Origin of the sequence: Pedobacter sp. CG_S7 (assembly GCF_040544395.1) — a bacterium.
Lineage (GTDB): Bacteria > Bacteroidota > Bacteroidia > Sphingobacteriales > Sphingobacteriaceae > Pedobacter.
The window spans coordinates 23656-37526 of the sequence record NZ_JBEONS010000013.1 but is presented as its reverse complement, the minus strand read 5'-3'; the positions used below and the strand labels follow the sequence as shown (position 1 = coordinate 37526).

Here is a 13871-nt window from a genome sequence, read left to right as displayed (position 1 = left end):
TAATGAACATAATTTAAAGATAATAGTTTTTCCCGTCCGTCTTTATTTTGCCGGCATCCATTAATTCCCTTATGCGGCCCAGCTTTTCAGCTTCGGTTCCGGTTTTTAACTCCTGCACAAGTTCATCTAAAACATGTGGTGATGTTTGCAGTAAAGTCGCAATTTCAAAATCAATTGTTTCGGTTAGCCCATCTAAATCCTGCGCTTTTTTTTCTGCCAGACAAACATCACAAACACCACATTTTGCCGCCTTTGGTTCATCAAAATAAGCCAGCAATTGAATGCTACGGCAAATGGATGTACTCGAATAGGCCAATACCGCTTTGATCTGATCTTCCTGTATTTTTTTTCGCAGTTCAATGTATTTCACATCAATATCTAAGTGCAACTGATCAGCCCTAGGTAAAATAAACTGCAATTGTGGCTGATCCGTTTGTGGCAAATAAGAAATCACTTCCTGGTCCTGCAGTCTTTTTAACATTGCGACAACAGTATTGTAAGAAATACCCAGTCTTTTAGCCAGCTCATCTTCTTTTATCTTTACATATTGATCAAAAGCTCCGCCGTAAGACCTTAGCAAGGTTTTAATTAATGGATCAAAACCCGCATTTTCAATCTGGAAACGATATAAATCTTCATTATTCAACAATACCAATACCCTGGATGGAAGGAATATATTTTCTGATAGCGTCAAATAACCATCATGTTCTAAAAACTTTAAAGCACCAATACTTTTAAGCACCCCTAAATCAAATTTCTTACAAAAATCGGCTAGTTCAAAAGGGAAACTCAACCCTTGTCCTACCCCATAAGCCAGCTGATAATAACTACCTAGGTAATGATAAGTCTTCTTTATTTCTTCTACAGAAGGAAAGTTATTAGTATATTTCTGTTTCAGTGAATGCTGATCAGATTTGTTGGCCAGTAAAACAGCAAAGGCACGATTTCCGTCACGGCCGGCCCTTCCAGCTTCCTGATAATAGGCTTCTAAACTTTCAGGAAGGTCTAAATGCACCACAAAACGAACATCTGGCTTATCGATACCCATGCCAAAAGCATTGGTTGCAACCATGATCCTGATTTTATCACTCTTCCAATCCTCCTGTTTCCTGGAGCGTTCGTCTCGGGGTAAACCGGCATGGTAAAAATCTGCAGAGATTTGATTTCTTTTCAGAAAAAGCGAAACTTCTGCCGTCTCCCTTCTATTTCTCACATAGACAAGTCCGCAGCCTTTAACATTTCTTGCAATATCAATTAGTTTTCTATACTTATCTTCCAGGTCAAACACTACATAACACAGGTTTTTACGCGCAAAACTTTTAACAAAAACCTTGGGTGCCGTAAGCTCCAGTTTATCTATTATATCTGCCCTAACATATTGTGTTGCGGTAGCGGTAAGTGCTATGACAGGCACTTTTGGGTGGATTAGGCGTAAATCCTTGATCTGCATGTAAGGCGGTCTGAAATCATATCCCCATTGAGAGATACAATGTGCTTCATCAACGGCAATCAAATTTACGTTCATATAGGAAATCCGTTCTTTTACAATTTCCGACAATAAGCGTTCTGGAGAAAGGTATAAGAATTTTATTTTGCCATAAATGCAGTTATCCAGCAGGATGTCGATTTCTCTTTTCCCCATTCCCGCATAAATGGCTACAGCTTCAATACCTTTAGCCTTTAAATTCTCAACCTGGTCTTTCATCAACGCAATTAATGGCGAAATAACCAAGCAAATTCCTTCCTTTACCAGTGCAGGAATTTGAAAACACAATGATTTACCCCCACCGGTAGGTAGTAATACCAAAGTATCTTTATTTTCCAAAACAGCATCAATTATATCATCCTGCAATGGCCTGAAAGCATCAAATCCCCAATATTCTTTTAAAATTTCTGCTTTATCCATAAAAGGTTGTGTCCAAAACTATAAAAATGAACTGATATTATTAAATTGCAGGCTTCAACAGTTTAGCTAATCTTTTTTCAATATGCGTAAATTTCTACTTGTTATCCTTTTATCAGTCTTTTTTATTCCAGCTTTTTCCCAAAATAAGCAAGAAAACCCTAAGTGGGATATAGAAAAATACAAAGGGACAGTTAAAAACTTCAACATTAGCACCAATGAAGGCACATGGATGAACCTTGATGTGAGTGCCGACGGAAAAGAAATTGTATTTGATTTATTGGGCGACATTTACGTGATGCCTGTAAGTGGCGGTACGGCCAAAGTATTGAGCGGAGGTGTAGCCTGGGATATACAGCCACGGTTTAGTCCGGATGGGAAATATATTTCTTATACCAGCGACAAAAGCGGTGCGGATAACATCTGGATGATGAACCGTGACGGGTCGAATAAAAGACAAATTACGAAAGAAAACTTTCGGTTATTAAATAACGCCACCTGGATGCCAAATAGTGAGTATTTAATTGCCCGGAAACATTTTACCGGTACACGTTCTTTGGGCGCTGGAGAAATGTGGCTCTATAGCATTTATGGTGGTGATGGCGTGCAGCTCACCAAAAGAAAAAATGACCAACAGGATGCCGGTGAACCTAATGTATCTCCTGATGGAAAGTATCTTTATTTTAGTGAAGACATGAGCCCTGGACCAAACTTTGAATACAGCAAAGACCCTAACGGAATGATTTATGCCATCCGCCAGTTAAATTTAACCACAGGTAAACTCACTAATTTTATTGCCCAGCAGGGTGGTGCTGCCAGACCACAAATATCTCCTGACGGACAAATGATGGCTTATGTTAAAAGAGTGCGGTTGAAAAGCGCTCTATACATGCAAAACCTTAAAACTGGCGAAGAATGGCCGGTATTTGAAGACCTCTCTCACGACCAGCAGGAAACCTGGGCAATATTTGGTGTTTATCCTAATTTCGCTTGGACACCAGATTCGAAAAACCTGATTTTCTATGCTAAAGGAAAAATCAAAAAAATAGACTTAAATACCCTGCAAACAGCAGAAATACCTTTCCAGGTCAATAGTGTACAAACCGTACAAGAAGCACTGCATTTTCCACAGCAGGTATTCAGCAATGACTTTTCGGTTAAAATGATCAGACAGCTAACTACTGCTCCAGATGGAAAATCAGTGGTTTTTAACGCAGCAGGTTATTTATACAAAAAAGAGTTGCCCAACGGCCAAGCACAAAGAGTAACAAACGGAACAGATTTTGAATTTGAACCTGAAATTAGTCCGGATGGAAAATTTGTTATTTATACCACCTGGAGCGATGAACTTAAAGGTGCTATTAAACGAACAGATTTGAAATCTGGAAAAACGATCACGCTAACTGAGGAAAAAGGTTTTTATCATTCCCCAACTTATTCCATTAAAGGGGATAAAATAGTTTATATTAAAGGAAGCGGCAACCAAGTTTTAGGACTAACGTATGGCATGAAAACTGGCATTTATACCATTTCTGCCACAGGGGCCAATAAAACATTCCTTTCTGATCATGGTATTAAGCCGCAGTTTAATACCGATGGCAGTCGCATTTATTTCCAAAGTAATAGTGGCGGTAAAAAAGCTTTCAAAAGTATTGACTTAAATGGCAACCATGAAAGAACGCATTATACTTCTACCTATGCCAACTCCTTTGCTCCTAGCAAGGATGGCAAATGGATGGCATTTACAGAACTTTTCAACGTATATATTACCCCAATGGTTACCACAGGTACTGAATTAGACCTCTCCTCAGGAAATAAATCCATCCCGGTAACCAGGGTAACTAAAGACGGGGGAAGCTATATTCATTGGAGTGGCGACAGCAAAAAACTGTTCTGGACCTTAGGTGAGGAATATTTCAGCAAAGATGTACAGCAGGCCTTTAATTTCGAGAATGAAAAGGTAGATAGTAGTCAAACAGGAATTGCCATGGGTTTAAGGCTCAACAGCGATTTGCCTACAGGTTTATTGGCTTTAAAAGGAGCCAGAATTATTACCATGAATGATGGGGATGTTATTGAAGTAGGAACAATCATTGTGGAGAACAATAAGATTATTGATATTGGAAAAACGGAAAAAGTGATCATTCCTGAGCATGCAATTGTAGTAGATGTTACCGGAAAAACAATTATGCCAGGAATGGTTGATGTGCATGCACATTTAAGAACCAGTCCGGATGGTGTAAGTCCGCAGCAGGACTGGTCGTACCTGGCTAATCTTGCTTTTGGTGTTACCACAGCACACGATCCTTCCAGCAATACAGAAATGGTGTTTAGTCAGAGTGAAATGTTGAAAGCCGGCAGAATGGTTGGCCCTCGTTTATATTCTACAGGTTCTATTTTATATGGTGCTGATGGCGATTTCAAGGTGGTCATTAACAACTTGGATGATGCACTGTCGAGCTTACGCCGATTAAAAGCGGTGGGTGCTTTTTCGGTAAAATCTTATAATCAACCGCGTAGAGAGCAGCGCCAGCAAATATTGGAAGCGGCAAGGCTGTTGAAAATGGAGGTGGTTCCTGAGGGTGGTTCTACCTTCTCTACAAACATGAATATGATTGCCGATGGTCATACGGGCATTGAGCACAGCATTCCTGTTGCCCCGGTTTATAAAGATGTTACTAGTTTTTGGAATAATACCAAAGTTGCCTACACTCCTACGCTAATTGTGAGTTATGGTTCGCAATGGGGTGAAAATTTTTGGTACGACAGAACCAATGTTTGGGAGAATGAAAGATTGATGGCTTTTACGCCAAGGGCTATCATTGATCAGCGTGCCAGAAGAAGAACCACCGCCGAGTATGGTGATTACGGACATATTGAGGTTTCCAAAGCAGTGAAACACATCGCTGATGGCGGCACCAAAGTTAACCTTGGTGCCCATGGCCAGATTCAGGGCTTGGGTGCACATTGGGAATTGTGGATGTTGGTACAAGGTGGTATGACACCACTGCAGGCTATTAAATGTGCCACCATTAATGGTGCTGCTTACCTGGGCATGGAGAAAGAAATAGGATCTTTAGAAAAAGGTAAACTTGCAGATCTGGTGGTGATCGATGCCAATCCTTTAGAAGACATCAGAAATTCTGAAAAAATTAAATTTGTAATGATCAATGGTCGTTTGTATGATAGCTTCTCCATGAATGAAACAGGCACCAGACAAAAAGCAAGGGCTAAATTATGGTTCGAAGATAATAAAGGAATGGGTTATGGAATGCCAACTGCAGACGCTGAAACCCATACTTTCACTGTTCCGGAATGTGATTAGAAAACTTTGTTTTAAATAGGTATTAAAAATGCCCTCGTTAAAATGGGGGCATTCAAAAGGTATCCTTTTATAATTAATCTTTAAAGGCGATCAAGTAGAACATGTTTTTTACTTGATCGTTTTTTTTGTCCAAAAGTCTTGATATAAAGTGGCGGATTTACTATTGTTGCCTGATTTGAGAAAGTAAAGGTATTATCGGCTGTTTTAAAGTTACGAAATTTCGCCTTTTATACAATCCGATTTTTAGGAGGGGTTACAGTTTCATATTCTAGATTTTTAAGAAAAATCAGGTTGTTGCTTAGTTCCAAAAAAATCAAGATTGCATCTTGTCTTATTTAACGAGATGGTAATATTTAAGAGAATAACATTTAAATGTATCTCATCTTTCACCTTATCTATAGAAACAATTATTCCATTTTTAGCCAACTCTTTAATTTTTAGCCAAAAACTTGGCACAACATCCATTGGGTAATGCATTCTATGTGCTTGAATAAAGAAGTTGCTATCTAAAACAAATGGAGCTGCCATACTAGATTAGAAGAGATGTTTAGTTACAAAATTTTGATATGTATCTCCCCTTAATCCTGTAATCTTATAAGCATCACGGTATAAAAGTTTATTCTGTTTTATCCTCAATGCTGCAATTATTACAGTCGATCGCCATATCCTTTTGTACAACCCTTTCTTATTTAAATATTTCCTCTAATTTAAATCTAGAACTTGGTTTGTTGCCGATTTCAAAATGCACATCTGGATAATATTTGTTTATATTTAAAACGCCTTAAAATGAACATAAATCAGGGATTAGCAGCTTCACCAGTTGTCATTAATTCGGATGTTGTAGCTATTACTGGATACACAACTTCAGGATCATTAAAATTGTCTAATTCGCTTTTTCTTTCGTCGTTATCAACAGTAATACGCATAATGTACTTGTGGTTTCTCGCAACTAAATCCCTATTTTGATAAGCCAAGGCGGAACGCATTCTTTCGGCATGATCTATATCTCTACAGAACACGATTGTTTTGGCAAACCGACCATAACCTTTCAAGAACTCAGGCTCCATGCCAGCTGTGATTTTTTAACGCCAGAAAAAGCACATTTAGAAACTGGCCCGCTCCGCAAAAGAGGGAAAGACAAAGTGTATAAAAACAAGCAAAATCCTGCTTGTATAACCATCTTAGGATTATCAAAAATTATTGTATAATACTTTCAGTATTAATTCAACTCCTGTATAGCTATTTTAGGATAAGACAGGATAAGACACATTGACTTCATAATGAGTCAACAGTGAGTCAAGGGTGAGTCAACAGTGAGTCAACCTTTTGCCGAAGAAACCCTTGACTCACCGTTAAGGCAGTCTTGACAGGTTATTGACGCAATATTAACTTACTTACTTGCAACCAGCTGAATATTAAGTTCAAAGTCATCATAGATAGTTTTATCACCCTTAATATTATATAACCCTCCACCCTTATTCTTGGCAGAAGTAATTACCAAATTTGCATTACCAAATTTATTAACGGCAAAAAAATCATCACTTTTCAGGTGACCTAACAACTTTGAGTTACTTGTTTTATCAGTAATATCCGTTACAGTAATTGATTTGGTGTCTAATTCGAAACTACCACGTTTTAAGACGTTTTTTTCAATAAGGAGCGAGCCTGAACTCACATTTATAGTTCCAGCATGCTCGCCTGTAACTTTCTTGGCAAGCCAGGTCAGCTTACTTTGTTCCATATCTACTTTAAAAGCTGTTGCAGCTTTCGACACGTCCATAATAGGGTTCGCAGCAGTTGGAGCCACTTCATGGACGGTTTTAAAGGAAGAAACCACAAAAACAGCGATTATAGCTGCGAGGGTTTTACCTTGTTTCAAATTTCAGGGTTTTAATTAAGGAGTAGAAGGAACGATCAGCAATAAACGAATTCAACACATTGTTGCTTTAAATATTTTGTGCAATAACGTAACCGCTTGCCCAGGCCCATTGAAAATTATAACCACCAAGCCATCCGGTTACATCAACACACTCGCCACCAAAATATACACCTGGAAGTTTTTTACAGGCTAAAGTTTTTGAGGAAAGCTCGTTGGTATGAATACCGCCACGCATTACTTCGGCTTTATCGTATCCTTTATCTCCTGCAGGCTTAACTTTAAACAGGTGAATAGTGTGGTGTACCAATTCTATCTCCGCCTTTGTTAAAGCAGCCACGGGCTTATCAACAGGAAGGAATTTACCCATAGCTTCTGTGAATTTACGGGTGTATAAGCGGTTAAATAAGGTTGATAATAATGTTTTACCATTGTTATTCCGCTCTTCATTGATCAGTGCAGTCATATTTTGACGGGGTAGTAAATCAATATTGATCACCTCTCCCGGCCTCCAGTATGATGAAATTTGCAAAACCGCGGGTCCACTTAAACCCCAATGTGTAAAAAGCAAGTTCTCTTCAAAAGAGATCTTTTCATTACTTACCTCACAAAAAACAGCATTACCAGACAACTGCGCATACCAGGATTCGTCTTTTCCCGTAATGGTTAAAGGAACAAGTGCCGGTGCCGTTTCTACAATATTTAAGCTATGTTTCTTCGCAAAGCGCAGCGCAAAATCTGTAGCGCCCATTTTAGGAATCGGCAAACCACCGGTTGCAATCACCAGTTTTGCGGTTTCCAGTTGTAAAGTTTTCCCTCCTTTTTCATAAATAACCTGGTAACCTTGTCCTGTTTTATTAACCTCCGTGATATTGGCATCGCACCTGATCTGCTGATCCAGATCCCGACATAAGTCTGTGAAAACACTGACCACATCTTTTGCATTTTTTCCTTCTGGAAACAGCTGACCTAAGGTTTTCTCTTTACCGGTGATGCCGTAAGTTTCAAAAAAACTAATGGTATCTTCAACAGTCCACTGCATAAAGGCAGATTTAAGAAAATGTTTATTTTGAGAAATAAATTGTTCATCGCTGGCAAAGAGATTCGTAAAATTACATCGCCCACCACCTGAAATAAGTATTTTAGCACCCGGTTGAGGGGCTTTTTCGAGTATAATCACCTTTTTTCCTAAAAAACCTGCCTGCACTGCACACATCAAACCGCAAGCACCCCCACCAATAATTATAGCATCCGCATCCATCAATCCGTTTATATTGTTATTTTTGTGCAAAATAAGCATAACTTTTTCATATTGACATGGCAAAACAGATAAGTGATTTAAAATTAGGAATTTTAGGTGGTGGCCAATTAGGGCGAATGTTGATCCAGGAAGCCATTAATTATAATGTTACTACGCTAGTTTTAGATCCAGACACCAATGCGCCTTGTAAATACATTTCAAATTATTTCGAATGTGGCTCTATTACAGATTATGATACGGTATATAATTTCGGACAAAAAGCAGATATTATCACCATTGAAATTGAAAAAGTAAACATTGAAGCGCTGGAGCAATTAGAGAAAGAAGGAAAACAAGTTTTTCCTCAATCAAGAGTAATCCGCCTGATTCAGGATAAAGGCGTTCAGAAACAATTTTTTAAAGAAAACGACATCCCTACCGCTCCTTTCATACTCGTAACTGGCCAAGAAGAAATGAGGAACAGCGGCTTTGCTTATCCTTATATGTTAAAGCAACGTAAAGATGGTTACGATGGCAAGGGTGTAATGAAAATTGATTCCGCTAAAGACCTGGAGAATGCTTTTGAAGGTCCTTGCCTGATTGAAGAGCTTATTGATTTCGAAAAAGAAATTGCCATAATCGTTTCTCGTAACTCGAAGGGCGATGTTAGAACTTTCCCTATAGTGGAAATGGAATTTAATGCAGAGGTTAATTTAGTAGAATTTTTGATCAGCCCCTCTACTTACCCGGAGGCTTTACAAAACAGAGCCGAAGTGATCGCAAAAAATATCGCCTCGGCTTTAAACATCACTGGCTTATTGGCTGTAGAAATGTTTGTGACTAAAAATGGAGATATCCTGGTCAATGAACTAGCTCCACGACCACATAACAGCGGTCACCAGACCATTGAAGGTAATTATGTTTCACAGTTTAATCAACACCTGCGTTCAATATTTAACCTCCCTTTAGGTGATACACGCTGCATTAATAATGCTGTAATGATCAATTTGTTAGGTGAAAAAGGTCATGATGGAGTAGCCAAATATAAAGGATTAGAAAAAATAATGACCTTGGATGGGGTTTACATACACCTTTATGGTAAAAAATATACCAAACCTTTCCGTAAGATGGGGCATGTTACCGTGGTAGACCAAAACCGCGAAAGTGCTATTGAAAAAGCAAATTACATTAAACAAGTATTGAAAGTAATTTCATAACCTTCCAGGAATTTATAATTACTTCTTAACCTGAAAGAATTGATTTACCCTAAAACCATACCAAAGAAAATAAATAATTTTTAAAAGAATATATAAAAGCAAGAAAAAATGAGTGCACAAGTAGGGATAATTATGGGTAGCAAATCTGATTTACATATTATGCAAGATGCTGCCGATATATTAAAGGATTTTGGTATTGAGTTCGAAATGACTGTTGTTTCTGCCCACCGTACACCCGAAAGAATGTTTGCCTATGCTAAAGAAGCTGCTTCAAGAGGTTTAAAAGTTATTATTGCAGGTGCTGGTGGTGCTGCACATTTACCGGGTATGGTTGCTTCAATTACAGTACTACCTGTTATAGGCGTCCCAGTAAAATCTTCAAATTCTATAGATGGCTGGGACTCCATTTTGTCTATTCTTCAAATGCCAAACGGTATTCCGGTGGCTACAGTAGCCCTTAATGCTGCTAAGAACGCTGGTTTATTAGCCACACAAATTCTGGCTACAGCCAATCCTGACCTGACAATTAAAATGCAGGCTTATAAAGATGAGCTAAAGAAAAAAGTGGAAGAGACAGCCGAGGAAATGGAAGGTAACTAAGTTTATTCTACCTCGGCATATTTAATTTCGTTTAATTTATTGCTGTTGATGTAGGAACCAAATACTTCTTCTGTAATTTTTTTGTCTTTTTTAAGGAGTACGCTTCCTGTAAAACCGATAAAAATGGCCTGCTGTAATAGCATCTTCATAGTCAGATATAATTTACTACTTTGTGCATGGTGACAATCATCTACGAAAACAAATAATTCAACACTAGTGTCAACGGGGTTTGCTTCCAGTTCTTTGATGAATTCTTCTACATTATCTTCAGATTTTTTTCCAAACTTATGAACTAAAGCGCATAATAATCTTGATGCCGGCTGACTAAGCTGCTGCAATAACTTTTTACCATTATTTGCTCTTTTTATCGTTTCTCCATTTTCATTAAACAAGGCTTCAATTTGCTTATCCAAGTCAGCGCTGTCTGTTAAAATGATAACCCTTGCATTACTGTAGTTTTCAAGGATCCATTTTGATAGCAGCACCATCAGACTAGTTTTACCTGCCCCCGGAGTATACCAGATAATGCCTCCTTCTTTCTGCTGAATTCGTCCCTGAGCAGCTTTAAGGGTAAAATATTGTGATGCTGATAATAGCTTTTTCTTTCCGGAATCAAACACTACACCTTCATAAATCAGCGATAAGAAACGCTCTTTATTGCAAATCTTGATGAGGTATTGGTCCAGCTCCAACGCGGTGCCTTCTGCAATCTCTTCATTCCAATTCAAGTATAGTTTTTCTTCTGTTTTTATTGTCCCATAGCGTAAACCCTGGGTATCATTTCCAGCCATTACAAATTGTATCGTAGAGAAAAAGGATTCATTAAAATAACCTTGCTGCGCAATTATAGATTGCTGAATACCTTCAGAAATATCAACATGACTTTTTTTCAATTCTAACAAACCTAATGCGATGCCATTAACATAGAACACCAGGTCGGGCCTTTTAAACTTATTGCCTTTAATATTTACTTCTTCGGCTATACCAAAATCATTATTATCCGTGTTTTTCCAGTCGATAAGTCTTACTACGGTATTTTGAGTCCCTGCTCCTTCATTAATCTGCACACCATTGCGTAAAAGAGAGAAAACCTTTTTATTTTTCTGATATAAGTCATCGCTGAAACTATTGACTGCTTGCTTCAATTCATAAATCACTTTACTGACCTGGACAGCGTTATAGCCCTGCGTGGAAAGATAATGGCTTAAATGCCTTTCTTCAATATTACTGTTACCAGCCAGCTCTTCCCAGTTGCCAAGATAGGTGTAACCTAAATTTTCTGTAAAAAGCGTTGTGATTCTACTATGATTATTTCGATTGATTTGATCGCCTTGATTCATCTTGTAATTTATTTCTCTAATATCAGGAATTAATTCTACACCTTAAGACAAAACTTATCAATTAAAGGAATTAATTTTCTTAAAGAAAAAGCAAAAAAAAATTCCTATAAACAGTGTGTTCCTATGCTAAACAACAAAGGTCATTAATAGGATTATTGCTTCATAAGCGTAAAGATAGTTTTAAAAAAAGCAAGACTTTTTGCTAATTCAAATTTGGATTTTGAGGAAATCTACTCACATGCGCATATTTCGGTCCCAAGTTAATGATGACCTCACGCCACACTTCCTCCTCATTGTTTGAAAACAACACATCGGGGTGAAATTGATCTGACACAATCCAGGTGTTTTCTTTAATTTCTGCAGTTAACTGTTCTGCACCCCAACCAGAGTAACCTACAAAAAACTTAATTTCTTGTTCGGAAATGTCATGGTTAGCAATTAAAACACGCAGGGTTTCTAAATTCCCACCATAATAGATACCGGGAGCTACTTCTTCCCCATCGTTCATTTTATCGTAACAACGGTGAATAAGGTGCAGGGTATCTGTACCCACAGGGCCTCCAAAATAAACCGGAAACTTTGCTTCTTCCAGTTCAGGCAACAAATCACAGAGTAATAAATCGCTTTTTTGATTGAGCACAAAGCCCAAAGTTCCTTCTTCAGAATACTCTGCAATATAGATCACGGAACGCTGAAAATTCGGGTCATTTAAAAATGGTTCTGAAATGAGTAGTTTACCGGCGGAAGGCTCTAATTGAGTTAACATTTCGGAAAATTACTGATAATTTTGATTAAACTAAAACCTATTTTTGTAGTATGGATTTAACCATCGAAACTTTACAAAATTTAAGGCAGGATTATCGTTCTGCGGAACTTACCGAACAAGAAATTGATGTAAACCCAATAGCACAATTTGCGCTTTGGTTTACTGAGGCGATGACGGCTAAACTTTATGAGCCTAATGTAATGACCTTGGCGACAGCAGATAAAACGGGTAAACCCTCGGCAAGAATTGTTCTTTTAAAAGGATTTAATGAACATGGCTTCAGGTTTTACACTAATTATAAAAGTCAGAAGGGATTGGAGCTCGCTGAAAATCCTCATGCGGCCCTCGTATTTTTCTGGGCAGAGCTTGAAAGACAAGTGCGCATTGAAGGCAGTGTGTCTAAAGTTGATCCTCAAATTTCTGATCAGTACTTCCACTCCCGCCCCATCGGTAGCCAAATTGGAGCGGTTGCCTCTCCTCAAAGTAGTGTTATCGATAATCGGAATATGCTTGAAATTAAAGTGAATGAGCTTACCGAACAGTTTGAAAACAAAGAAATACCAAGACCAGAACATTGGGGCGGCTATGTGGTAAAACCTACTCTTATTGAATTTTGGCAGGGAAGATCCAGTAGACTTCACGACCGGATTCAATACCAACTAGTAGATGGCAACTGGATGATTAATAGATTAGCACCATAAATTATAAATGAAGAATATAGCAGTAATTGGTTCAGGAACCATGGGTAATGGCATTGCACATACTTTTGCCCAATTTGGATATAAAGTAGTTTTAATAGATATAACTGAGGAAGCCCTAACAATAGGTCTTGCTACAATAGCTAAAAACCTTGACCGCCAGGTAAGTAAAGGAACCATCACAGAAAAACAAAAAAAAGAAATACTCCTTAATATCTGCAAGTCTACCCACATGGAAAGTGGTGTTGCAGAGGCAGATTTAATTGTAGAGGCAGCCACAGAAAACCTACAGCTTAAGCTGCAGATCTTTAGAGAACTCGAAGTTTTTGCTAAACCTAATGCCATAATTGCCAGCAATACTTCCTCCATCTCTATCACACAAATTGCTTCGGTTACCAGTCGTGGCGACAAAGTTATTGGCATGCATTTCATGAACCCGGTTCCGATAATGAAGCTTGTGGAAGTAATCAGAGGATATGCTACTAGTGATGACACAACTTCCAGAATCATGGAGCTTTCCGCTAATTTAGGTAAAGTTCCTGTTGAAGTAAATGATTATCCTGGTTTTGTAGCCAACCGCATTTTAATGCCTATGATCAATGAGGCTATATACACTTTGTTTGAAGGTGTTGCGGGGGTAAATGAAATCGATACTGTGATGAAATTAGGTATGGCTCATCCCATGGGCCCTTTGCAACTGGCCGACTTTATTGGCCTTGATGTTTGTTTGGCTATATTAAACGTGTTACATGATGGTTTTGGAAATGCTAAATATGCTCCTTGTCCGTTATTGGTTAACATGGTCATGGCTGGAAAAAAGGGCATTAAATCTGGTGAGGGTTTTTACAACTATAGCAAAGGAGTAAAAGAAGCAACAGTAGCTGCTAAGTTCAGCAAATTTTAATT

The 13871-nt window shown here is 38.3% G+C and carries 13 protein-coding genes; 5 read left to right on the top strand and 8 right to left on the bottom strand.

Annotated elements, in window-relative coordinates; all coding sequences use genetic code 11:
• Window positions 1-13: 13 nt before the first annotated feature.
• Entirely contained in the window at window positions 14-1906 is a 1893-nt protein-coding gene (locus AAKU52_RS09015) for a RecQ family ATP-dependent DNA helicase (protein WP_354332503.1), read from the bottom strand.
• Window positions 1907-1988: 82 nt separating this feature from the next.
• Here AAKU52_RS09015 and AAKU52_RS09010 point away from each other — a divergent pair, with 82 nt between their 5' ends.
• Window positions 1989-5228 (top strand): amidohydrolase family protein, encoded by a 3240-nt coding sequence (locus AAKU52_RS09010; RefSeq protein ID WP_354332501.1) that lies wholly within the window; start codon window positions 1989-1991, stop codon window positions 5226-5228.
• A gap of 276 nt (window positions 5229-5504) precedes the next feature.
• On the opposite strand, the gene AAKU52_RS09005 is transcribed toward AAKU52_RS09010, so the two are convergent.
• From AAKU52_RS09005 to AAKU52_RS08990, 5 genes are all read right to left on the bottom strand, one after another.
• On the bottom strand, window positions 5505-5756 hold the full coding sequence (locus tag AAKU52_RS09005) for a DUF4411 family protein (protein ID WP_354332499.1): 252 nt from the start codon (window positions 5754-5756) through the stop codon (window positions 5505-5507).
• Between the two features lie 6 nt (window positions 5757-5762).
• Window positions 5763-5864: a DUF8813 domain-containing protein gene (locus AAKU52_RS17525; protein ID WP_502931022.1), complete on the bottom strand. Its 102-nt coding sequence runs from the start codon at window positions 5862-5864 to the stop codon at window positions 5763-5765.
• Window positions 5865-6025: 161 nt separating this feature from the next.
• Window positions 6026-6295 (bottom strand): hypothetical protein, encoded by a 270-nt coding sequence (locus tag AAKU52_RS09000; protein WP_502931021.1) that lies wholly within the window; start codon window positions 6293-6295, stop codon window positions 6026-6028.
• 323 nt (window positions 6296-6618) lie between these two features.
• Window positions 6619-7107, bottom strand: coding sequence for a YceI family protein (locus AAKU52_RS08995; RefSeq protein ID WP_354332497.1), 489 nt, complete (start codon window positions 7105-7107; stop codon window positions 6619-6621).
• A 67-nt stretch (window positions 7108-7174) separates the two neighbouring features.
• Window positions 7175-8404 (bottom strand): BaiN/RdsA family NAD(P)/FAD-dependent oxidoreductase, encoded by a 1230-nt coding sequence (locus AAKU52_RS08990; RefSeq protein WP_354332494.1) that lies wholly within the window; start codon window positions 8402-8404, stop codon window positions 7175-7177.
• A gap of 17 nt (window positions 8405-8421) precedes the next feature.
• Between AAKU52_RS08990 and AAKU52_RS08985 the strand changes: the two genes are divergently transcribed.
• A complete protein-coding gene (locus AAKU52_RS08985) occupies window positions 8422-9561 on the top strand; it encodes a 5-(carboxyamino)imidazole ribonucleotide synthase (RefSeq protein ID WP_354332492.1) in 1140 nt (379 codons plus the stop codon).
• Between the two features lie 108 nt (window positions 9562-9669).
• Window positions 9670-10161, top strand: coding sequence for a 5-(carboxyamino)imidazole ribonucleotide mutase (gene purE, locus AAKU52_RS08980; protein ID WP_354332489.1), 492 nt, complete (start codon window positions 9670-9672; stop codon window positions 10159-10161).
• Window positions 10162-10163: 2 nt separating this feature from the next.
• On the opposite strand, the gene AAKU52_RS08975 is transcribed toward purE, so the two are convergent.
• Together AAKU52_RS08975 and AAKU52_RS08970 are read right to left on the bottom strand one after the other, a co-directional pair.
• A complete protein-coding gene (locus AAKU52_RS08975) occupies window positions 10164-11501 on the bottom strand; it encodes a type I restriction endonuclease (protein WP_354332487.1) in 1338 nt (445 codons plus the stop codon).
• A gap of 202 nt (window positions 11502-11703) precedes the next feature.
• Window positions 11704-12267 (bottom strand): YqgE/AlgH family protein, encoded by a 564-nt coding sequence (locus AAKU52_RS08970; RefSeq protein ID WP_354332485.1) that lies wholly within the window; start codon window positions 12265-12267, stop codon window positions 11704-11706.
• Window positions 12268-12317: 50 nt separating this feature from the next.
• Here AAKU52_RS08970 and pdxH point away from each other — a divergent pair, with 50 nt between their 5' ends.
• Window positions 12318-12968 carry a pyridoxamine 5'-phosphate oxidase gene (pdxH, locus tag AAKU52_RS08965; protein ID WP_354332483.1) on the top strand — a complete coding sequence of 217 codons (651 nt, stop codon included), beginning with the start codon at window positions 12318-12320 and terminating at the stop codon, window positions 12966-12968.
• Window positions 12969-12975: 7 nt separating this feature from the next.
• Window positions 12976-13869: a 3-hydroxyacyl-CoA dehydrogenase family protein gene (locus tag AAKU52_RS08960; protein WP_354332481.1), complete on the top strand. Its 894-nt coding sequence runs from the start codon at window positions 12976-12978 to the stop codon at window positions 13867-13869.
• Window positions 13870-13871: the final 2 nt, after the last annotated feature.

Excerpts from the sequence above, each read along its gene's own strand:
- AAKU52_RS08975 (WP_354332487.1), bottom strand. The coding sequence starts at position 11,501 with ATGAATCAAGGCGATCAAATCAATCGAAATAATCATAGTAGAATCACA.
- AAKU52_RS09010 (WP_354332501.1), top strand. The coding sequence starts at position 1,989 with ATGCGTAAATTTCTACTTGTTATCCTTTTATCAGTCTTTTTTATTCCA.
- AAKU52_RS08970 (WP_354332485.1), bottom strand. The coding sequence starts at position 12,267 with ATGTTAACTCAATTAGAGCCTTCCGCCGGTAAACTACTCATTTCAGAA.
- purE (WP_354332489.1), top strand. The coding sequence starts at position 9,670 with ATGAGTGCACAAGTAGGGATAATTATGGGTAGCAAATCTGATTTACAT.
- AAKU52_RS09000 (WP_502931021.1), bottom strand. The coding sequence starts at position 6,295 with ATGGAGCCTGAGTTCTTGAAAGGTTATGGTCGGTTTGCCAAAACAATC.
- AAKU52_RS09015 (WP_354332503.1), bottom strand. The coding sequence starts at position 1,906 with ATGGATAAAGCAGAAATTTTAAAAGAATATTGGGGATTTGATGCTTTC.
- pdxH (WP_354332483.1), top strand. The coding sequence starts at position 12,318 with ATGGATTTAACCATCGAAACTTTACAAAATTTAAGGCAGGATTATCGT.
- AAKU52_RS08960 (WP_354332481.1), top strand. The coding sequence starts at position 12,976 with ATGAAGAATATAGCAGTAATTGGTTCAGGAACCATGGGTAATGGCATT.
- AAKU52_RS09005 (WP_354332499.1), bottom strand. The coding sequence starts at position 5,756 with ATGGCAGCTCCATTTGTTTTAGATAGCAACTTCTTTATTCAAGCACAT.
- AAKU52_RS08985 (WP_354332492.1), top strand. The coding sequence starts at position 8,422 with ATGGCAAAACAGATAAGTGATTTAAAATTAGGAATTTTAGGTGGTGGC.
- AAKU52_RS08990 (WP_354332494.1), bottom strand. The coding sequence starts at position 8,404 with ATGCTTATTTTGCACAAAAATAACAATATAAACGGATTGATGGATGCG.